This is a genomic window from Canibacter zhoujuaniae (genome assembly GCF_011752005.1).
GTDB classification, from domain to species: domain Bacteria; phylum Actinomycetota; class Actinomycetes; order Actinomycetales; family Microbacteriaceae; genus Canibacter; species Canibacter zhoujuaniae.
Genome location: NZ_JAAIJZ010000001.1, coordinates 772,300 through 791,522, shown reverse-complemented (window position 1 = coordinate 791,522; position 19,223 = coordinate 772,300). Strand labels below are relative to the sequence as shown.

The following is a 19,223-nucleotide window of genomic DNA, read 5'->3' as shown; positions in this document are numbered from 1 at the left end:
GCTCTTTATGTCACCAAATCATCAGATACGAAAAACTGGCAGATTGATAGGCTTAAATTTATGACTAACCCGCGTATTGGAAAAGTTGCAGATCGCATTCACCAGATTCTTGCGCGTCGCCTCGAAAAAGGCCTGCGCGACCCACGGCTGGGCTTTGTGACGATCACTGAGGTGCGTGTCACAGGTGACCTGCAGCAGGCATCAGTTTTTTACACCGTTTACGGCACAGATGCTGAGCGTGAAGATAGCGCGAAGGCTCTGCGAGCAGCAACCGGTATGCTGCGCAGCGAGGTTGCAAAAAACTTGGGCACTCGCTTAACCCCAACGCTGGAGTTTATTCCGGATCAGCTGCCAGAAACCGCTGCGCACCTGACTGATTTGCTCAACACTGCTAAGCAGCGTGATGCTGAGGTGGCTGAATTAGCGGCCAACGCTGAATACGCTGGTGACGCCGATCCATATAAGAAACCTGCAGGTGAGGCAGAACAAACAGCGTCTGTGGATGGTGAAACCGCAGTAATCGACGCCGACGATGCCCGTTAATTCACTTTCGGAGGCAGTGGGCTCCGGTGCGATCCTACTCGTTGATAAACGAAGCGGCTGGACAAGCCACGATGTTGTTGCCCGCACCCGCAGAGCTTTTTCGACCCGCAAGGTGGGTCATGCCGGAACGCTCGACCCGCTAGCTACGGGCCTGCTCACAATCGGTATTGGCTCGGCAACGAGGCTGCTCACTCATCTCGTCGGGTTAGACAAGGTTTACACCGCAACAATTCGCTTGGGGCAGGCCACCGTTACTGATGACAGTCTTGGCGCTGTTACAGGAAGCGCAGCGCCGAAAGATATCGCAGCGTTGACTGCTCTCGTGAAAACCGACGAAAGTCGCTTGCGTGAGCTGCTGAAGCGCGCGATGGCTGATTTTACCGGTGAAATTATGCAGGTGCCGACAGCTGTTAGCGCTATTAAGGTGCAGGGAAAACGAGCATACGATCTGGTGCGTCAGGGGAAAGAAGTTAACCTTAAGGCTAGGCGGGTTACTGTGCACCGTTTTGAACTCGGTGGTGTGCGAGAAGCGCAGACAGAGAACGGCGACGCTGTGCTCGACATTGATGTGACAGCTGAGGTTTCAAGCGGGACCTACATTCGTGCACTAGCACGCGATCTGGGAGCTGCGCTCGGTGTTTACGGTCACCTTGTTGCGCTGCGTCGCGAAAGCGTTGGCCCGTTTAGTGTAAACAGCGCAGTGTGCTTAGACACTCTCGATGCTGAAGCGCAAAAAGTGGCTGCCGGTAAAGCAGCAGACCCAGCAAATCTGCCCTGTTTCTCACCGGCGGAAACTGCTGCACAGCTATTTCCGGTTGTTAAGGTGCAGCAGGACGAAGCGATAGCGCTTGGGCACGGCAAACAATTAGAGACGACAGCGCCTGACGCTGAGCTCGCAGCAGCAGTAGCGCTGACCGGTAGACTGGTGGCGCTGGTCGCGATCCGCAAGGGAAAAATGCGGGTGCTTACCGGGTTTTTGCAGCAGGAGGTTGTGCGGTGATTGAGTGGTTTGCAGTAGCTCAGATAGTCGTTGCGCTGCTGGCTGCGCTTGTGTGCGTCGCTGCCTGCGTGTTAAAGAAAGCTCCCAACGATCTGACTATGGGGCTCACGCTTTTAAGCGCAGTAGGTTTGCTTTGCCAGGTGGTGATAGCGCTGGTGGCTCCTGCTGTGGGTAACCCTCCTGCGGGAGACCTGCTGGAGTTTTGGCTTTACCTAATTGTGGCGTTTGCGCTGCCGATCGGCGCTGGTGTTTGGGCGCTTGTTGATCGCACCCGGTGGGCGAACGGGGTGCTTGCAATTGTCGGTGTCTCTCTTGCGGTAATGGTTTACAGAATGGCCGTTATTTGGGGCATCTGGGCGTGATCCAGCACTAAATTCAAGGCTAAGATAGAACTTATGGCATCTCACGAAGCGAGCTTAGACGCGGCTAAAATCGGGGGCTTGGGCAAACTTATAAAGATTATTTATGTGATTCTCGCGCTTGCGGCAACCGGGCGTTCTGTCTACCAGATCATTTCAAAATTTGAGGAGGCGCCGCTGGCATACAGCCTCTCGGCTGTGGCGGCGGTTGTGTATGTGCTAATCACGGTTGCTCTCTTTCAGCGTGGGCGTGTGTGGCGCAATATTGCCCGAGCGGGAGCGATCTTTGAAATTATTGGGGTCGTTACGGTGGGCACACTAAGTCTTTTGATGCCGGAATTTTTCGCCCACCCCGCAGTGTGGTCGCACTTCGGCAGCGGGTATCTGTTCCTCCCAGTGATAATGCCGATTTTAGGGCTTAACTATCTTGCCAAACTCGACCGGCTGGAGCGCGCCGATGCGTAGTTTTCGCAGTTTTGAAGCTCTGCCGGCAGACGCTTTTACGCATCCGACAGCGGTCACGATCGGAAAGTTTGACGGTATTCACAAAGGACACAGAGCAATTATTGAGCGACTGCTCGCCGTCTCTAAAGAACACAGCCTAGAACCTGCTGTTTTCACCTTCACAGAGAACCCTCTTAAGGTGTTGAATCCTGCAGCCTGCCCGCCGGCGCTGAACAGCCCTGAGCAGCGTTTCGAACTGCTTGCAGGGCTCGGCATCAGCGCGGCACTGATGGTTGACTTCACACGTGAACTGTCAGAGTTTTCGCCAGAGGAGTTTGCTCAAAAGGTGCTGCGCGAAGGGATGAATGCGCGGCAGGTGCTGATGGGAGCAGATTTCCGTTTCGGACGGGGAGGATCCGGTGACGTCGAGTTATTAACACAGCTCGGCCGAGAGCTTGGCTTTGCAGTGCATATAACAGAAGACGTTGTGTTTGATGGTAAGCGGGTCTCAAGCTCCAGGATCCGTGCGCTGTTAGCCGCTGGGGATATTGCAGCTGCCGCACAACTACTGGAACGGCCCGTGCGGATTCGCGGCCTGGTTGTGCACGGTGCCGAGCGCGGCCGCTTGCTGGGCTTTCCAACTGCCAATTTGCAGCCGAAGTATGAGGGGCTCGCCCCCGCTGATGGTGTCTACGCTGGTCTTGCGCATGTGGCTGGCAAGACCCATATGGCAGCAATATCTATCGGCGGTAACCCTACTTTCACCCCAGATGCGCCAAGTCAGGTTGAGGTGCACCTGCTCGATTTTAGAGGAAGCATTTACGGCGAGCTGATGACCGTTGAATTCAAACATCGACTGCGTGGGATGACAAAATTCACAGGCATTGACGACCTGGTAAAGCAGATGGAAGCAGACATCCAGCAGACTCGCGACCTGCTAATATAGTATAAACCTGCGTTTCTGGCGTGTGATTTTCAACGGCTTTCTCTGCCGTTCACGGCCCGCAGATATATCAGAACACTTGCGCTAAAACTGCGCGGGTGCTTGTTTACGAAACAGGAGATGTTTTGGCATCTACAGTAAAAAGCCGCTCTGTGCGCACCTCGAAGTCTGGGCACAGCATGAAGCGCAAACACGCCCACAATGAGGGCATTATTCCCCAGTTAGCGTTAGCGGTGCGCGAGGTTGAAGCGTCTGCGCAACGCGGTAAGGCCAGCCCCGCCAATCGCACCCGCTTTCACGTCGTGGCGTTGATCATGCGTGATGAGCGCGCCCGCGTCCGTGACGACCAAGAAATCTCTGCAGCAGACCGCGCCGAAACCTTGAAGCGCCTTGACGGCATCGCGGGGATCCTCGCCAAGACCGTTGCGCAAGATCCGAGCCTGCTGCCTTTGCTAGAGCCGGAAGCTCCGATCACTGAAGCAACTATTGCCCTGAAGCGGAAGATGCTGACCCAGGCCGGGCTTGAAGCTCCGGAAGAGGAGCCAACAACGCCAGCGCAAGAGTCGATTACAAAAATTGTTGCGCCTGAGCTGGTTGACAGACAGGTTGTGCCCGCACGTGTTTCTGCGCGCAAACTGGCAAACCCGTTTTTGGCGCCGCAGTTAAACCGGAAGAGCCAAGAGGTGCCGGTTGTGCGTCTTGCCAACTGGGAGCTGATTTCACCGCTGTTGAAAGCTTTTGAGCAGGGTGGTCACGGTATGGCGAGTATGGAGCTGCCAGAAGCTCCCGTTCGCGATCGCATAGCCCCCGCAGATACTGAGCTCATGCCGCACCAGGCAAAACTGCTTGCCGCCGTCCGCGACGGGCATCGACGGTTCCTGCTCGCCGATGAGCCGGGTTTGGGTAAAACTGCGCAGTCGCTGCTGGCGGCGTCGGTCGCTAACTCGTATCCGCTGCTTGTTGTTGCGCCGAACGTGGTCAAAATGAACTGGGCGCGCGAAGCTGAGAAGTGGACCCCGAAACGTCGCGTCAGTGTTATCACAGGCGATGGTGAAGACGTTGATGTCTTTGCAGATATCTTTGTCATTAACTACGACATAGTGGGCCGCCACCTGTCGTGGCTCGGTGATTTCGGCTTTAACGGTCTGGTTGTTGATGAAGCGCATATGATTAAAAACGTCACCTCACAGCGGTCGAGAAGCGTGCTTGCGCTTGCCGATCGGGTGCGGAACGCAGCCCCCAGCGGTGATCCACTGCTCGTCGCGTTGACCGGCACACCGCTGATAAATTCAATCGATGACTTCCGCGCTATCTGGCAGATGCTCGGCTGGACCGCCGGCGAAAAACCCGGCCCAGAGCTGCTTTCAGCTTTGGAAGCAACCGGTTTAACCCCGGCTGACGGCGCTTTCTACGGCGCGGCACGACAGGCGGTTATCGACCTCGGGGTTGTGCGCCGCCGGAAGATTGATGTTGCGAAGGATCTTCCAGCCAAGCGTGTTATCGACCTGCCGATTGAGCTTGATGATGCGGCGGCTCCCGGGGTGCAGGAGGCCGAACGCAAGCTTGCTAACAAACTTTACGACAGCTACAAACGCATGCGTAAAGTGGCAAAAGAACACGATTACAGTGACGAACAGCTCATTCGCATGGTGTGCGCTAGAGAACTTGAAGCAGACGAGCAGGGTGATGGCGTAAACGTATTTAGCATGGTGCGGCAGATCGGTCTCGCAAAAATCGATCTGGCGGTTGACTATGCTGCGCAGCTAGCCCGTTCTGCCGGTAAAGTAGTGTTTTTTGCAAAACACAACGACGTTATGGATCGCGCCGAAGCCGCCTTTGCCGAACACGAACTCAAAACCACCTCAATTCGCGGGTATCAGAGTGCGACTGAGCGGCAGAAGGCGATTGATGCCTTCCAAACCGACCCGGAGGTGCACGTGATTGTGTGCTCTCTCTCAGCTGCGGGCGTGGGAGTTAACCTGCAAGCATCGTCAAACGTTGTGCTTGCTGAATTGAGCTGGACCGACGCTGAACAGACACAGGCTATCGACCGCGTGCACCGCATCGGGCAGGAAGAGCCGGTGACCGCATGGCGCATTATTGCTTCAAAGACGATCGACCAGCGGATTGCTGAGTTGATCGACTCGAAGGCGGGCCTTGCCGCACGCGCACTTGACGGTGGTGCAGCCCAGGCTGACGACGCTGATTCAGTGCAGATGCGGGTATTGATGAGTGTCTTAAGACAGGAGATCGAGAGCCGCGAAAGCTAAGCTGCAATCGCCCCGTAGAATTGACTTCAAAGATCAATCACTAAGGGGTGGTATGGCAAAGGCGGCGCGCAAACGTTTTCGAAACTTCGCGATCATCACAGCCAGCTTGCTAGCAGCTGTTGTTGCGGTAGTCGCTGGTGGTGTGGCGGTGGTTGTGCACGCCCCGCTGCCGCAACACGACGGAGTTGTGAAGCTTGCCGGGCTGTCTGGCGACGTTTCCGTAGAGCGCGACAGTAACGGCATCCCGCACATCTACGCAAACAGCGACACCGACCTATTTTTCGCGCAAGGATACACACACGCGCAAGACCGTTTCTTTGAAATGGACTATCGGCGGCATCTAACCGGGGGTCGTCTAACCGAACTCGTTGGCGGGAATGATAGCGCGAAGCAGGCGGATGTTGTGATCCGCACTATGGGTTGGCGCGCGCTCGCTGAAGAAGAATGGAATCTCATCTCGGCAGAGTCACGATCCTTCTATGAGGCGTATGCGGCCGGGGTGAACGCCTACATAGCGGGGAAGCAGCCGTGGCAGATCGCTAATGAATATGCCGTTTTAGGTCTTAGCGTGCCGGTTCAAGATATCGAACCCTGGCAGGGGGTTGACTCTTTAGCCTGGTTAAAAGCGATGGCTTGGGATTTGAAAGCTAATATCGAAGATGAACAGCTGCGGCTGCAAGCCTTCCAAAGCATGCAGGATGTTGCGGCTGTTGAGAAGCTCTTCCCCCCTTATCTTGAGGATCGCCACAAACCAGTGATTCCAAGCCAAGACGGCAGCAATCTACGGCCGCGCGAAGAATACCCGATTGCGGATCCGCTACAGGTGGCCGTGCCGGCCCCTGTGAAAAACACGGTGGTGTCGTCTGCTGCAAAGACAGTGAGCGATGAGGGCGCAGACAGTGCAGCTGCCGCACAGGCTGAACTACTCGGCCGCAGCAGCGCTGCAGCTGTAGACACCGCTCACTCGGTGCTGAGTAGCATTCCGGTGATTCTCGGCCGCGGCCAGGGCGTAGGTTCAAACTCTTTTGCAATCTCGGGTAAGCACACCGCGAGCGGGGCGCCGATAATCGCAAATGATCCGCACCTTGGCATTGACTATCCGTCCGTGTGGTATCAGATTGGCTTGCACTGCGTGGGATCTGGCGCAGACTGCACTATCGATGTGAGCGGCTTTTCTTTCTCCGGTATGCCCGGGGTGATTATCGGCCGCAATGCCGAACTGGCGTGGGGGTTGACCAACCTGGGCGGTGATGTTGCAGACTTTGTCGTCGAAAAGAATCTCGATGAAAATACTTATGAACGAGACGGGGCTGCCGTGCCTTACGAGGTCTGGACAGAAACCTTCAATGTGGCCGGCGGTGAAAGCTATGACGTAACCGTTAGGCGGAGCGTGCACGGCCCAATTGTGTCAGACCTGTTAGTTCCAAATGAAAGAGTTGCAAAGCTCGATGCGACACCCGAAGATTTCTCTGTTGCGCTCGAGTGGACTGCCTTGAAACCGGACATTACCGGGGATGCGATTTTTGCGATTAATCGTGCCACTAACGTTTCTGAGGTGCGAGAAGCGGCACGACTGTTTGCTGTGCCGGCGCAAAATATTCTCTTCGCCACAAAGAGTGGGGACATTGGTTATCAAGCGCCCGGAAGGTTCCCCGTGCGCCCGCATATTGCAGAAACTGACGCGCAACTTACGAAGATTCCAAGCGCTGCTAATCTCGGTGCGGATGGCCGTTGGCCACGTCCCGGCTGGGATTCGCGTTATGACTGGCAGGGATACTATGCTGCCGCAGACATGCCTGCGCTGTTGAACCCGGCCGAAGGGTTTATCGTCCCAGCAAACCAGCAAATCACACCGAGCGACCTCGGCCCCTATCTCGGCTCATACTCAGATCAGGGATACCGTGCGCAGCAGATCCGCGAAGGGATCGAAGAGCTGATTGCGAAGGGGGATATAACTCTTCATGATGCAGAAAAAATTATGCTGCTCGACCGTTCGCCATACGGTGCTGAACTGAGTGAGCATTTCATCGCAGCAGATTTACGTGATGCGCCCAAACGGCAACAGCAGATGCAACAGCTGTTGCAGGCCTGGGTTGCAGAAGGATCACACACAACAGTAGATTCGGTTGGCGCAACTATTGCGGCAGCGCTGTATGCGCACCTTTTAAATAACACTGTGGCAGACGAGTTCACAGGCTTTCAGCCAAACTCTGGTGCGCAGAATATGGAGCTGTTGGTGCGCGCTTTCGCAGACCCTGAAGCTGAACTGTGGGATGACAAAGCAACTGCTGCGCGAGAAACTGCGCCCGATATGGTGCTGCGTGCGTTTGCGGCAGCTGAAGCCGATCTTGTGAAACAGCTTGGCGCAGATATTAACGCGTGGGAGTGGGGCAGAGTGCATGTGGAATCCCCCACGCACAGGGTGATGGGTGCTGACAGTATCCCGGGTGTGATCCGCAGTTTCTTTAACGCCGATCCGGTCGGTGTGCCGGGCGGGGCGACTATTCCGAATGCGATGAACTTTTCACCCGCGGTGAATGACGGCAGCGTTAGTTTTGAGGTAACCAGCGGGCCATCGATGCGCATGGCGGTGGATATGAGTGATCCAAACAGCGCAACCTGGGTGATTTCATCAGGCGCTTCGGGGCATCCGCGGTCCCCAAATATTAAAGATCAGCTGCCGCTGTGGGCCGCTGGCGACAGCCTTAAGTGGGCTTTTACCCCGGAAGCGGTGGAAGAGCGAAGCATCAAAATTTTAAGACTTGTGGCAGGAGAATAAAATGCGAGTGGGTGTGCTTGTCTCCGGCGGAGACTGCCCGGGATTAAACGCGGCGGTGCGGGGCGCAGTGCTGCACGGGGTGGAAGTGTACGGTCACGACTACCTCGGCTATCGGGACGGCTGGCGTGGTGTGGCTAAGAATGATAGCTTCATCCTGAACCGCAACAGAGTGCGCGGTATTGCTCCTCTCGGCGGCACCATTTTAGGCACCAGTCGTTTCAGCCCATTCGGTGATGAGGGGCCCGGTATTGCAGGCCTAAAAGAGATTATGAAGCGGGATCAGCTCGATGGCTTTCTCACGATCGGCGGGAACGGCACGCAAACCGTCGCACAGATGCTGCACGAAGCGGGTATTAACGCAATTGGGCTACCAAAAACTATTGACAACGACCTTGAAGAAACCGACTATAGTTTCGGCTTTGACACTGCGGTGCATGTTGCGACTGAAGCGATTGACCGACTGCGCACTACAGGGCAGTCACATAAGCGCTGTATGGTGCTCGAAGTGATGGGGCGGGATGCTGGGTGGATCGCGCTACACGCTGGAATCGCAGCCGGCGCGCACGTGATTTTGCTGCCCGAGTTTGCTGAATCTCTCGATCAAATATCAGAATGGGTGCGGCATGTGCATGAGCGCGGCCGTGCGAGCCTGGTGGTTGTTGCTGAGGGGTTCAAATTCAAAGGTATGAGCGAGGGCGTCACCAAGGGCGGTGATGATGGTTTCGGGCGCGCACGTCTCGGCGGCATCGGTGAGGTGCTGGCGGACAAGATTGAAGAGCGCACAGGGATCGAAACGCGTGCAACAATTCTCGGCCATGTGCAGCGCGGTGGGGTGCCCACAGCATTTGATCGGGTGCTAGCAACGCGGGCGGGTGCAGCCGGAGCAGACGCTGTTGCGCGCGGTCAGTGGGGCACAATGGTGGCGCTTAGGGGCACCGACACCGCGCTTGTGCCGCTTAGCGCGGTTGCCGGAAAAACCAAGCAGGTGCCGCTTAACCGATACGACGAAGCACGACGAATGTTTGGTTAGTGCGCGGCCGCCACAAACTTTTGCACTTCAGGAAGCGAGGGGTTTGTGGCGGTGCGTCCGTCAGCGAAGAGCACAGTTGGAACCACTGCATTACCATCGTTCACCGATTTTACGAGCTCTTCAGTGCCAGCTGTTTCCTCGATATTGATTTCATTAATCTTAATATCGGTTGAAGCAAGCATCATCTTAAGACGCTTGCAGTATCCGCACCACTCTGTTGAGAACATGGTGATTTCACCCTCAGGGGGCAGGTAATCTTCAAACTTTGCCATTTCACACCTCATATATTTGGGACTGTCTTATAGTCAAGCACTGCGAGTACACTTATTATTCCAAGCGCGTTTTAAGCCTGCCTGAAAGGAAAGAAGTGAACGAAGCTGCGATGCAACAGCGGCCTGCAAAGTTTAACTCTGCCGGAGCAGGTTTTTTAGGTCTTTTCGTACTGGTTGCGTTGCTTGTCGTAGGCTATCTGTGGGCCGCAAAGACTGTCTATAATCCGGAGAGTATGGTGCGTGCGCACGCCGATGCGATTATTGCCGGCGATGCTGAAAAAATGACAGCTATCGCAGCCCCAACCGGTGGTGCAGCCGAGCTTTTTCGTGGTGATGCTCTGCGCAATGTAGAAGATCGCCCAACGGATTTCAAAATAGTTGCGGCCAGTCGCGATAATACTTCAGCTCACTACACGGTGGAATTTCACCAGGGTGATGCTGTTGGCACTGTTGAGTATGAGCTGAAACGCGGCGGCACTAAGGCGCTCTTTTTTGAGGACTGGCGAGCCGTTAACATAACCTACCCTGAGCTGAGCATTGCGGTGCCGAGCAGCACGCCACTGCTTAAAATAAACGGCGCTGTCATTGACTTTAGTGAGCAGATTCCTGAGGATGCTGTAATCGGGTCTGAAGTGCCGGTTAGTCTCAGCGCTATTCCTGGCGTTTATACTGTAACGCTTGGTGCCGAGAGCGAGTTTTTCACGGTGAGCGGTGAGCAAAAATACAGTCTTAGTGTTGCCGGTGAAAGCACACGGCTTGAGGGCGGTAGCCCGTTTAAGCTTGGGTTGACAGATGCTGGCAGGCAGGAGATCCAAGCTGTCACCAACCGCGAAATCGATGCCTGTGCAACGCAGCCGGTGCCAGCCCCAAATCAGTGCCCTATGCAAGCCTGGACTTATGAAGCATTTGAAAACGGTGCTTGGCAAATCATCGGTTACCCAACAGTTGTTGTGAATGAAGAGACGGGCGCTGTCACAAGCAACCCAGAAAATGGCGGTGCCGCGGGTAGCTCTGCGTTTAGCTACAATGTACCCGGCCAGAGTCTACGCAAAGAGGTGACAGCCGACATCATTGTGGCTGCGAAGTATCGTGTGCTGCCCGACCAGACGATCCGTGTGATTTTTGATAGGTAGATCAGATGAGTGAGAATCAGGATAAAACCCAGACGCCTGTAACGAAGCAGGCTGGGATCGAGACACAGAGTCCGGCGCAAGTGCCGCACGGAGTGCGCCTGGCAGCTTCCTGGTCTTGGCGACTTATAGTTATCGGTGTTGCGGTTGCTGCTCTGTTCTGGTTGCTCGTGCAGATTCGTGTCATTGTGGTGCCGCTGCTGGTAGCTATTTTGCTGGCTGCGCTGCTGCATCCGATAGTTTCTGGCGCTCAAAAAATTGGACTTCCGAAGGCGGTCGGTGTGATTGCCGCGCTGGCGAGTTTGGTCGCATCTGTGACGCTGCTTGTGTGGCTGAGCATTCGATACCTGCAGGGAGGTTTCGACACCCTTGTCGCAAAGGCTAACGCTGAGTGGCGGCATTTGATCGAGTGGGTTGATAGCTTGGGCTTTGAATTCGATACGAGCCACTTCAACTTCTCTTTTGATACCGTGCTTGAAACAGTGCGTGATAACAGCGCTCCGCTCTGGAACGGTGCTCTCGGAGTTGCAAGCTCCGCTGCCGCATTCGTGACGGGCATGCTGCTTGCAATCTTCTCTCTCATATTTTTACTAATTGATGGAAAACGCATCTGGTATTGGGTGCTCGGTTTCTTACCAGCGTCGGCGCATGCACCATTAGACGCTGCAGGTAACGCCGGGTGGCGCTCTGTCGGGCAGTATGTGCGTGTGCAGATTTTCGTCGCCTTCGTAGACGCAGTTGGTATTGCGCTGGGGGCTGCAATTCTTGGCGTGCCGTTTGTTGTGCCAATCGGTATCACAGTATTTCTAGGCAGCTTTATTCCATTCTTGGGCGCAATTATGACCGGCCTTTTCGCGGCCCTAATCGCGCTCATCTATCTCGGGCCTGTGCAGGCACTGATTATGGTGCTGATTGCTATTGCGGTGAATCAGATAGAGGGGCACATTTTGCAGCCGCTCGTTATGGGTAGCGCTGTGCGCGTGCACCCCCTGGGTGTTGTGCTCGCTGTGTCTATCGGAGCTTTGCTTGCGGGAATTCCGGGCGCTCTGTTCGCGGTGCCAATTGCGGCAGCGGCAAACTCAATCGTCAACACTCTGGTGCACAGCAACTGGCGAGAGCTCCCAGACCCTGTGGAGGCCTACCATCAGAGAAATAAGGCACGAGCAGACGCTAAGACACGATTAAAGCGTATCTCTCGGGCAGCTAGGGGTAAAGGAAACTAATTGTGACTGAACAGTTTGTGGTGCCAAAATTAGCCGATATTAGAGCTGTAGCTGACAAACTCGAAGGCGTCGTAAATCACACCCCGCTTGAAGGATCAACCTTCCTAACTGAACTATTAGGCGGCAAGCGCGTGCTGTTGAAGTGCGAAAATCTGCAGCGCACAGGAGCCTATAAACTGCGCGGCGCCTACAACCTGATTTCTGCCCTCGACCCCGCTGAACGCGCCGGCGGAGTGGTGGCAGCATCTGCCGGTAACCACGCACAGGGTGTGGCGTATGCGGCGCGTGAGCTCGGAATCAAAGCAACAATTTTTATGCCCTTGGGGGTTGCACTGCCAAAGCTGCAAGCAACAAAAAACTATGGCGCGGATGTGCAGCTGATTGGTGTCAACGTCGAGGAGTCTCTCACCGCGGCGAAACAGTTTGCGGCTGAAACCGGCGCTTATTTTGTTCCGCCCTTTGATCACCCCGACGTCATTAATGGGCAGGGCACTGTTGCGCTAGAAATGCTCGATATAGAGCCAGAGATCGACACTATTGTTGTGCCGATCGGCGGCGGTGGCCTGATTAGCGGTGTGGCTGTAGCAGCGAAGCTGTGGGCGGCTGAAAACGGGCGGCAAATGCGCATAATCGGGGTGCAGGCAGAAAACGCTGCCGCAATGCAGCCGTCGCTTAAAGCCGGAGAGCCTATTACAGTCGAAACAACGGCAACGATCGCTGACGGTATCGCGGTGGCGCGTCCGGGTAATTTAAATTTTCAGTGTGTGCGCGACTTCGTTGATGAGATTATTACGGTTAGTGATGATGACATCGCGCGGGCCATCGTGCTGATGCTCGAGCGGGCAAAGCTTGTTGTAGAGCCGGCTGGCGCAGCCGGTGTTGCGGCTATTATCGCGGGAAAAATTAAGAGCACAGGGGTTACCGCGACTGTGCTTTCCGGCGGCAATATCGACCCGCTGCTGCTGCAGCGCGTGATCGGCCACGGTCTTGCTGCTGCGTCACGCTATCTCAAACTGCGCATTTCGCTGCCGGATCGGCCGGGCCAGCTTGTGCGCACCGCGCAAATCGTTGCCGGCCAGTACGCGAATGTAGTTGAGGTGCTGCACACCAGGCACGCGACGGAGCTGCCAATAAGTGATGTCGAGCTCGAGTTGCACATCGAAACCCGCGGTAAAGATCACGGTGACCAGGTGGTTCGTGCGCTTGAAGAAGCCGGCTACCAGGTGCGTGTCGGCGAACGCTATTAAAAAAAGTAGGGGTCGTAAAAGCGTAAAGTTTTACGACCCCTAGCGAGTTTGCTTAACCGGCAAAGGTCTCGACGCTGGTGATTTTTACCGTTATCTGCTTGCCGTTTGGTGCCTCGTAGGAGGCTGACTGGCCAACCTTCAAGCCAATAATTGCCGCACCGAGCGGGCTTTCTGGGCTGTAAACATCCAGATCAGTGCCCTCACCGATTTCACGGCTGCCGAGCAGGAACTTTTCTTCATCGCCGAAAATTTCGGCTGTGATTACGGTTCCAACCTCAACAACACCGTGACTCTTAGGTGCCTCGGTTACAATTGCGTGCTTGAGCAGCTCTTCCAGATCCCGGATGCGAGCCTCCATTTTGCCCTGCTCATCTTTAGCGGCGTGATAGCCGCCGTTTTCTTTCAGGTCGCCCTCTTCACGCGCTGCTTCGATGCGAGCGGCAATCTCTTTACGGCCGGGGCCGCTGAGCTCTTCTAGCTCTGCTTGCAGGCGGTCGAACGCTGCCTGCGTCAGCCAGGTCTGCTGATTTTCAGTCATGTTTTATTCCTTATCCGTAGGGGTATCACAGGGGGACGTGACACCGGTTGTCACATCTGTGCTCTGCAAGACATAAACAAAACGCTCCGCGCGGTGCGCGGAGCAGCCCTTCTATTCTACCCGGTTATCGCATAAAAAGCATGGAAGGGGCAGAGAGCGCACCAGGCTATGCAACGATCCAGCAGCTGCTTGCGGTGATGGTGGTTGCCTCATTCACAGTTAAAAGAGTTTTTGTAAACACCCGCTCAGGCGATCCGGTAGCGGGCACATCAACAACCGCATAACCCATGGGCGCATAAGTTTTGCTGAGCGCCTCGATCGCACACTGCACCTCAGAATTGACGGGCGCGGTAACCCCGAAAGTTAGGGTTGCGCTGTCAGAGCCCTCAATCGTGTGGCTAATGTCACGCACGCTAATGCTGCTGGTGTTAGAAACAAAAAGCGCGTTCCAGACGAAAAACAAAACTAGTGCCCCAATGGCAGCTGCTAGTATCCAAGCTAACCGCCTGTCTGTGCGACTGCGTCGACCGGTTCCGTAGCGCTCATTCAGGTCAGTGGTCATAGACTTAATGGTACTAACAGTTCTTGAATATTGAGGATGTCAATCACAATGTCATTGCGGTTGCTTGCCGTGCACGCCCACCCAGACGATGAGTCAAGCAAGGGGGCTGCCACCTACGCCCACTATTTAAACCTTGGTTGCAAGGTGATGATCGTCAGCTGCACCGGTGGTGAGCGCGGCGATATTCTCAATGAGATAGTGCGGGCAAACCCGGAAGCAGAGCGCGACTTAGCGGGTCTTAGGCGTGCGGAAATGCGGCGTGCGCAAGAGATTATCGGCTTCGAGCACAGGTGGCTCGGCTTTCAAGACTCCGGCCTCCCAGAAGCAGGGGAGGCTCTGCCAGAGCTCTCATTTGCTGCGATCCGCAAAGAAACTGCCGCTGCACCCCTGATCAAGATAGTGCGTGAGTTTAAACCGCATGTCATGCTGACCTATAACGAAATTGGCGGCTACCCGCATCCCGACCACATTCGCTGCCACGAGATTAGTCGTATCGCCTGGGAAGAGTCAGGCAAAGCCGACTCCTACCCGGAGGCTGGAAAGCCGTGGGAAGTGAAAAAACTCTACTACGATGAGATCTTTAACGCCGATCGTATCGCCGCAATCAAGGCGCACATTGAGGCCAACGACCCAGACTCAGAACAGGTTAAGGAACTTACGAATATTTTCGAAATATTGCGTGAGAGAAAATCTGCGGCGACAGCAAAAATTAGAGTTGCAGACTATTTTGACCTCCGTGATGAAGCCTTACGCGCACACGCCAGCCAGGTGAGCCCAAACGATCGATTCTTTTTTATCGAAAATGAGCTGCAGCGAGCAGCCTGGCCGTTTGAAGACTACCGTTTAGCAGAGAGCCGCGTGCCAACAAGCGACAGCGAAGACGACCTTTTTGCGGGCATCGAAGGTAACGCTTAACAATACCTATCCAGGAGGAAAATATGCTAACCACCGCACTCTTAGTGCTTGAAGAAGCCGTCGAAACTGAACTCGATCCGAATATGGTGACCCCAGGGCCGCTTGGTTTTCTATTTATCGGGGTGCTCGCGCTTGCGGTGATCGGCCTGTCGTTTTCAGTGGTCGGCAAACTGCGCGCCATCTCGTATCGTGAGCAGGTGCGCGAAGAAATCGCCGCAGAGCTGAGTGAGCAGAATGCGAAGGGCGACGCGCAAACCGGCAAAACCGATAGCGCCAGCTAACGCAGATAGGCGGGATCTAGCATCGCCAGCAGCGCTGCCGTCCAGTGGCAGAAGAACGCGGTGACCGTCGCAGCGTGAAACAGCTCATGAAAACCGAAAAAGCGATTGTTGCGCAGCGGCCATTTAAAACCGTAAAACAGGGCGCCGACGGTGTAAAGTAACCCACCTACGGCCACCAGGATCATCGCCGGCGCATTCGCCTCAAACATCGGTTTAAAGAAGAGCACAGCCGCCCAACCCAGCACAATATAGAGCGCAACATACAGGCCGCGTGGCGCCTGCAGCCAAAAAACTCTAAACAAAATCCCGACTAACGCACCACCCCAGGTAAATGCGAGCAGCACCATCGCCTGCTCAAGTGGAAGCGTTCCCACCGCTACCGGGGTATATGTGCCGGCAATGAGTAAGAAAATATTTGCGTGATCTATGCGCCGTAGAATCTGTTTTACACGCGGTGACCAGTTGAAACGGTGGTAGATTGCGGAATGCCCAAAAAGTAGCAGCGAGCTGGCCAGATAGATCGCGCTCGCAGTTTTCGCAATCGGCCCGTGTGCCAGGCAGATTAAGACGATTCCTGCGGCGAGCGCCAGAGGTGCCGTGCCGGCGTGCAGCCAGCCGCGCAGCAGTGGTTTGGGGTCTGCGGGCTGCGCAGCAAGAGCCGCAGCTTTTTTTAGATTTTTGGCTGCCTTTTTTGCTGCTTTCTGAGTTGCCTTTTGGGCAGTTTCTACGCCACTCAAATTCATAGACTAACCTTAGCCGGCGGCGCGGCAGCACACTAGAATATAGGACACAGGCTCTAAATTCATTGCACCTTGCGGCTTTGTATTCGCACGAAGGGAACAATCTCCGCCATGATTGACGTTTTATACGGTCTTTATCGCTGGCGGCTGAGGCGACAGATAAATCAGGAGCAGATTCCAGATCACATTGCCGTGATTGTTGACGGTAATCGGCGCTGGGCGAAACTGCGGTTGGCGGAGGCGGCTGCGGTTGGCCACCGTGCCGGAGCGCGCAAGATTCCTGAGTTTCTGAGATGGTGTGATGACGCTGGGGTGCGCACGGTGACACTGTATCTGCTTTCGGCAGATAATTTGCACAGTCGGCACACCGCTGAGCTTAATGACTTGTTTAGCATTATTTCAAAGCTTGCCGCCGATCTTACGAAGCAGCGTGCTTGGCGCATTAAGCATGTTGGAGATGCAGAGATACTGCCTGCGGATCTTGCGGCCAGCCTGCGAGCGGCTGAAACGACTACCGCAGGGCGGAACGGCTTGCACATTAATCTTGCGGTGGGTTACGGAGGGCGCAGCGAAATAACTGCGGCGGTGCGTGCTGCGATCACAACACACAAGGCCGAGGGTGGCACGCTTGAAACCCTCTCAGAGTGGCTCACCCCGGAGCGGATCGGCGAGCATCTGTGGACCAGCGGCCAAACAGATCCCGACCTTGTGATCCGCACAAGTGGCGAGCAGCGGTTAAGCGATTTTATGATTTGGCAGTCGGCCCATTCAGAGTTTTACTTTGTTGAGGCGCTATACCCGGATTTGCGTGAGGTTGATCTGCTGCGCGCCCTGCGCGACTACTCAAAACGGTCCAGAAGATACGGAGCATAAGTGATGCTGAACATTTCAGACCTTTCGAATCAGACGGTTTTGGTGACCGGCGCAAACGGCAATCTTGGGCGAGCTATCGCGAAGATGTTTGTCGACAGTGGGGCACGTGTGTTTGCGCACGCCCGCACTGAGGTTGGAGCGCGTGCGGTGGCTGAAGAGATCGGCGCGACACCGCTGTGGAGCGATTTGTCGGGGCAGGGTGCGTGCGCGGCACTGATCGCTGCGGTTTCTGCGCACGGGGTTCGGTTGACCGGTTTGATCAACTGTGCGGCGCTGCAGCCTGTTGTGCCGTTTAATGAGCTAGATGTAAAAACTTGGGAAGAGCTGTTTCACGTTAATGTCACAGTTGTGCATGAGCTCAGTCGCCGTGCAGCGGAGCGGATGTCGCAAGGGGCGTGGATCACCCACATCGCCTCTGTTGAAGCGCTTCGGCCAGCTATCGGTCACAGCTACTATGCGAGCGCGAAAGCCGCTGTTGTGATGCACGCGCAGGCGCTTGCGCTCGAGCTTGGCGCGCAGGGGGTGCGGGTGAACGCGGTCTCCCCAGGGTTGATTGAGCGCCCCGGAATAGCCGCAGAATGGTCGGAAGGGGTGAGCAGATGGGAGGCTAACGCGCCGCTTAAGCGTCTTGTGCAACCGCAGGAGGTGGCCGCAGCCTGCGTCATGCTCGCAAGCCCGTTTGCCGCCGCGATAACCGGCCATAATTTAGTGGTTGACGCAGGTATGACCGTAACACCCGGATGGTAGACATGACAACCGTTTTATACGCTGATGCTCTGGTAACTGCTGGCAAAACTGTGCTCGATGCTGAACTTCGCTTCGCTAACGGCCGCATCACTGCGGTGGGCGCGAAGGGCAGCCTTGGTGCTTTGCCGGCCGGCGCTAAGGTGCGAGACTTGAGGGGCCGCATATTGATACCCGGCCTGACGAACGGTCACACACACTCCGCTATGACACTGCTGCGGGGCGTCAGCGATGATCACGGTTTTATGCCGTGGCTTGCTGAGGTGCAGGCGCTCGAACAGCATCTCACTGAAGAGGATGTGCTCGCCGGTTTGCAATTGGCGATGCTGGAGATGATTGCCAGCGGCACAACAGCTTTTGCGGATATGTATGTCTGGAATTCACGTCTCATCCAGGCGGTGAGTGAAGCTGGGATGCGAGTTGTTGCAGCTCCTGCGACTGTCGCGCCGGATGTCGTGATGTTTCCTGGTGTCACAGCTAGGGATGGCGCTGCTGAGCTTGCCCACACTGCCCAGCTTGCAGAGGAGTTTCACGGCGATCCGCTCATAAAAATAGCTTTTGGCCCGCATGCGCCATACTCTGTGCCGCGTGAGTTTTTTGTTGAGACTATCGCACACGCTAAAGAGAGCGGCCTGCCGATTCACACGCACATTTCTGAATCTCCGGCTGAGGTTGCGCAGATGCTTGATCGGGTTGGCAAAACTCCGGGTGACTACTTGCGCGATTTGGGTTTGCTGGATGCGAAAGTGCTTGCTGCGCACTGTGTGCACCTGACTGCGGGAGAGATCGGCGACTATGTGGCAGCCGGTGCTGCGCTTTCGCACAACCCGGTATCAAACCTAAAGCTTGGAAATGGGGTGGCTGATTTTCCCGAGTGGCTTGCAAGCGGAGCACAGGTGTCTTTAGGCACCGATTCTGTTGCATCGAACAACAACCTCGACCTGTTTGAAGAAATGAAACTGGCCGCAATGCTGCACCGCGGTGTGCGGCATGATGCGGCAGCGGTTACTGCTGAATCAGTGTTTGAGGTGGCGACGAAGCGCGGTGCTAAAGCTATCGGGTTTGCAGGCTCTGGTGAACTTGCGGTCGGTAAGTGCGCGGATATTGTTGCCCTTAATGTGACGGGGGTAAACGCGATCCCGCACGATAATCTGGTGTCGCATATTGTGTTTGCCGCAGGCGGCCATGATGTCACCGATGTGTGGGTTAACGGCCGTGCGCTCTACAAAGACGGCGAGCACCTCACGCTAGATGCGCAGAACATCAAACAGCGCGCCAGAGTGAGCGCCGCACGTATTCGCGCGGCTGCTGCTGAAAAAGCTTAAACCGA

20 protein-coding genes are annotated in these 19,223 nt (G+C 55.5%); 16 read left to right on the top strand and 4 right to left on the bottom strand.

What is annotated here, in order from left to right; all coding sequences use genetic code 11:
* Positions 1-60: 60 nt before the first annotated feature.
* The 8 genes from rbfA to HCR00_RS03650 all read left to right on the top strand — a co-directional run bounded on the left by rbfA (position 61) and on the right by HCR00_RS03650 (position 9,368).
* The gene (gene rbfA, locus HCR00_RS03685) at positions 61-543 is read left to right on the top strand and encodes a 30S ribosome-binding factor RbfA (RefSeq protein WP_166987176.1); all 483 of its coding nucleotides are present in this window, start codon (positions 61-63) and stop codon (positions 541-543) included.
* The gene (gene truB, locus HCR00_RS03680) at positions 533-1,543 is read left to right on the top strand and encodes a tRNA pseudouridine(55) synthase TruB (protein ID WP_166987179.1); all 1,011 of its coding nucleotides are present in this window, start codon (positions 533-535) and stop codon (positions 1,541-1,543) included. The genes rbfA and truB overlap by 11 nt, the downstream gene beginning before the upstream one ends.
* Complete coding sequence (locus HCR00_RS03675) at positions 1,540-1,905, top strand: hypothetical protein (protein WP_166987182.1); 366 nt, start codon at positions 1,540-1,542, stop codon at positions 1,903-1,905. The genes truB and HCR00_RS03675 overlap by 4 nt, the downstream gene beginning before the upstream one ends.
* A gap of 33 nt (positions 1,906-1,938) precedes the next feature.
* On the top strand, positions 1,939-2,367 hold the full coding sequence (locus tag HCR00_RS03670) for a hypothetical protein (RefSeq protein WP_166987185.1): 429 nt from the start codon (positions 1,939-1,941) through the stop codon (positions 2,365-2,367).
* Positions 2,360-3,292, top strand: coding sequence for a bifunctional riboflavin kinase/FAD synthetase (locus tag HCR00_RS03665; protein WP_166987188.1), 933 nt, complete (start codon positions 2,360-2,362; stop codon positions 3,290-3,292). The genes HCR00_RS03670 and HCR00_RS03665 overlap by 8 nt, the downstream gene beginning before the upstream one ends.
* Before the next feature lie 176 nt (positions 3,293-3,468).
* Positions 3,469-5,559 carry a DEAD/DEAH box helicase gene (locus tag HCR00_RS03660; RefSeq protein ID WP_166987626.1) on the top strand — a complete coding sequence of 697 codons (2,091 nt, stop codon included), beginning with the start codon at positions 3,469-3,471 and terminating at the stop codon, positions 5,557-5,559.
* 52 nt (positions 5,560-5,611) lie between these two features.
* Positions 5,612-8,338 carry a penicillin acylase family protein gene (locus HCR00_RS03655; RefSeq protein ID WP_167142845.1) on the top strand — a complete coding sequence of 909 codons (2,727 nt, stop codon included), beginning with the start codon at positions 5,612-5,614 and terminating at the stop codon, positions 8,336-8,338.
* A gap of 1 nt (position 8,339) precedes the next feature.
* Complete coding sequence (locus tag HCR00_RS03650; protein ID WP_166987194.1) at positions 8,340-9,368, top strand: 6-phosphofructokinase; 1,029 nt, start codon at positions 8,340-8,342, stop codon at positions 9,366-9,368.
* Here the strand turns inward: HCR00_RS03650 and HCR00_RS03645 are convergent.
* The gene (locus HCR00_RS03645) at positions 9,365-9,640 is read right to left on the bottom strand and encodes a glutaredoxin domain-containing protein (protein ID WP_166987197.1); all 276 of its coding nucleotides are present in this window, start codon (positions 9,638-9,640) and stop codon (positions 9,365-9,367) included. The genes HCR00_RS03650 and HCR00_RS03645 overlap by 4 nt on opposite strands.
* A gap of 95 nt (positions 9,641-9,735) precedes the next feature.
* Here HCR00_RS03645 and HCR00_RS03640 point away from each other — a divergent pair, with 95 nt between their 5' ends.
* The 3 genes from HCR00_RS03640 to ilvA are packed head-to-tail and all read left to right on the top strand — an operon-like array spanning position 9,736 to position 13,240.
* On the top strand, positions 9,736-10,773 hold the full coding sequence (locus HCR00_RS03640) for a zinc ribbon domain-containing protein (RefSeq protein ID WP_166987199.1): 1,038 nt from the start codon (positions 9,736-9,738) through the stop codon (positions 10,771-10,773).
* Positions 10,774-10,778: 5 nt separating this feature from the next.
* Positions 10,779-11,993 (top strand): AI-2E family transporter, encoded by a 1,215-nt coding sequence (locus HCR00_RS03635; protein ID WP_166987201.1) that lies wholly within the window; start codon positions 10,779-10,781, stop codon positions 11,991-11,993.
* Entirely contained in the window at positions 11,993-13,240 is a 1,248-nt protein-coding gene (gene ilvA / locus HCR00_RS03630; protein ID WP_166987661.1) for a threonine ammonia-lyase, read from the top strand. Before HCR00_RS03635 ends, ilvA begins: the two co-directional genes overlap by 1 nt.
* Positions 13,241-13,292: 52 nt before the next feature.
* On the opposite strand, the gene greA is transcribed toward ilvA, so the two are convergent.
* Positions 13,293-13,778, bottom strand: a complete 486-nt coding sequence (gene greA, locus HCR00_RS03625) for a transcription elongation factor GreA (protein ID WP_166987204.1) — start codon at positions 13,776-13,778, stop codon at positions 13,293-13,295.
* 166 nt (positions 13,779-13,944) lie between these two features.
* Positions 13,945-14,340, bottom strand: a complete 396-nt coding sequence (locus HCR00_RS03620; RefSeq protein ID WP_166987207.1) for a DUF4307 domain-containing protein — start codon at positions 14,338-14,340, stop codon at positions 13,945-13,947.
* 36 nt (positions 14,341-14,376) lie between these two features.
* Here HCR00_RS03620 and mca point away from each other — a divergent pair, with 36 nt between their 5' ends.
* Complete coding sequence (gene mca, locus HCR00_RS03615) at positions 14,377-15,255, top strand: mycothiol conjugate amidase Mca (RefSeq protein ID WP_243854523.1); 879 nt, start codon at positions 14,377-14,379, stop codon at positions 15,253-15,255.
* Between the two features lie 23 nt (positions 15,256-15,278).
* Positions 15,279-15,536: a hypothetical protein gene (locus tag HCR00_RS03610; RefSeq protein WP_166987210.1), complete on the top strand. Its 258-nt coding sequence runs from the start codon at positions 15,279-15,281 to the stop codon at positions 15,534-15,536.
* On the opposite strand, the gene trhA is transcribed toward HCR00_RS03610, so the two are convergent.
* Positions 15,533-16,273 carry a PAQR family membrane homeostasis protein TrhA gene (gene trhA / locus HCR00_RS03605; protein WP_424945191.1) on the bottom strand — a complete coding sequence of 247 codons (741 nt, stop codon included), beginning with the start codon at positions 16,271-16,273 and terminating at the stop codon, positions 15,533-15,535. The two genes, HCR00_RS03610 and trhA, sit on opposite strands and share 4 nt — an antisense overlap.
* 114 nt (positions 16,274-16,387) lie before the next feature.
* Between trhA and HCR00_RS03600 the strand changes: the two genes are divergently transcribed.
* From HCR00_RS03600 to HCR00_RS03590, 3 genes are read left to right on the top strand one after another with little or no spacing between them, the layout of a single operon-like run.
* A complete protein-coding gene (locus tag HCR00_RS03600) occupies positions 16,388-17,149 on the top strand; it encodes an isoprenyl transferase (RefSeq protein ID WP_166987216.1) in 762 nt (253 codons plus the stop codon).
* Positions 17,150-17,152: 3 nt separating this feature from the next.
* Entirely contained in the window at positions 17,153-17,896 is a 744-nt protein-coding gene (locus HCR00_RS03595; RefSeq protein ID WP_166987219.1) for an SDR family NAD(P)-dependent oxidoreductase, read from the top strand.
* Between the two features lie 2 nt (positions 17,897-17,898).
* Entirely contained in the window at positions 17,899-19,218 is a 1,320-nt protein-coding gene (locus HCR00_RS03590; RefSeq protein ID WP_243854522.1) for an amidohydrolase, read from the top strand.
* Positions 19,219-19,223: the final 5 nt, after the last annotated feature.

What these genes read in the sequence shown, in the direction of transcription:
- HCR00_RS03590 (WP_243854522.1), top strand. Translation starts at nt 17,899, where the DNA reads ATGACAACCGTTTTATACGCTGATGCTCTGGTAACTGCTGGCAAAACT.
- HCR00_RS03655 (WP_167142845.1), top strand. Translation starts at nt 5,612, where the DNA reads ATGGCAAAGGCGGCGCGCAAACGTTTTCGAAACTTCGCGATCATCACA.
- HCR00_RS03645 (WP_166987197.1), bottom strand. Translation starts at nt 9,640, where the DNA reads ATGGCAAAGTTTGAAGATTACCTGCCCCCTGAGGGTGAAATCACCATG.
- HCR00_RS03635 (WP_166987201.1), top strand. Translation starts at nt 10,779, where the DNA reads ATGAGTGAGAATCAGGATAAAACCCAGACGCCTGTAACGAAGCAGGCT.
- HCR00_RS03620 (WP_166987207.1), bottom strand. Translation starts at nt 14,340, where the DNA reads ATGACCACTGACCTGAATGAGCGCTACGGAACCGGTCGACGCAGTCGC.
- HCR00_RS03660 (WP_166987626.1), top strand. Translation starts at nt 3,469, where the DNA reads ATGAAGCGCAAACACGCCCACAATGAGGGCATTATTCCCCAGTTAGCG.
- rbfA (WP_166987176.1), top strand. Translation starts at nt 61, where the DNA reads ATGACTAACCCGCGTATTGGAAAAGTTGCAGATCGCATTCACCAGATT.
- HCR00_RS03600 (WP_166987216.1), top strand. Translation starts at nt 16,388, where the DNA reads ATGATTGACGTTTTATACGGTCTTTATCGCTGGCGGCTGAGGCGACAG.
- truB (WP_166987179.1), top strand. Translation starts at nt 533, where the DNA reads ATGCCCGTTAATTCACTTTCGGAGGCAGTGGGCTCCGGTGCGATCCTA.
- HCR00_RS03670 (WP_166987185.1), top strand. Translation starts at nt 1,939, where the DNA reads ATGGCATCTCACGAAGCGAGCTTAGACGCGGCTAAAATCGGGGGCTTG.
- mca (WP_243854523.1), top strand. Translation starts at nt 14,377, where the DNA reads ATGTCAATCACAATGTCATTGCGGTTGCTTGCCGTGCACGCCCACCCA.
- HCR00_RS03610 (WP_166987210.1), top strand. Translation starts at nt 15,279, where the DNA reads ATGCTAACCACCGCACTCTTAGTGCTTGAAGAAGCCGTCGAAACTGAA.
- HCR00_RS03665 (WP_166987188.1), top strand. Translation starts at nt 2,360, where the DNA reads ATGCGTAGTTTTCGCAGTTTTGAAGCTCTGCCGGCAGACGCTTTTACG.
- HCR00_RS03650 (WP_166987194.1), top strand. Translation starts at nt 8,340, where the DNA reads ATGCGAGTGGGTGTGCTTGTCTCCGGCGGAGACTGCCCGGGATTAAAC.
- HCR00_RS03595 (WP_166987219.1), top strand. Translation starts at nt 17,153, where the DNA reads ATGCTGAACATTTCAGACCTTTCGAATCAGACGGTTTTGGTGACCGGC.
- greA (WP_166987204.1), bottom strand. Translation starts at nt 13,778, where the DNA reads ATGACTGAAAATCAGCAGACCTGGCTGACGCAGGCAGCGTTCGACCGC.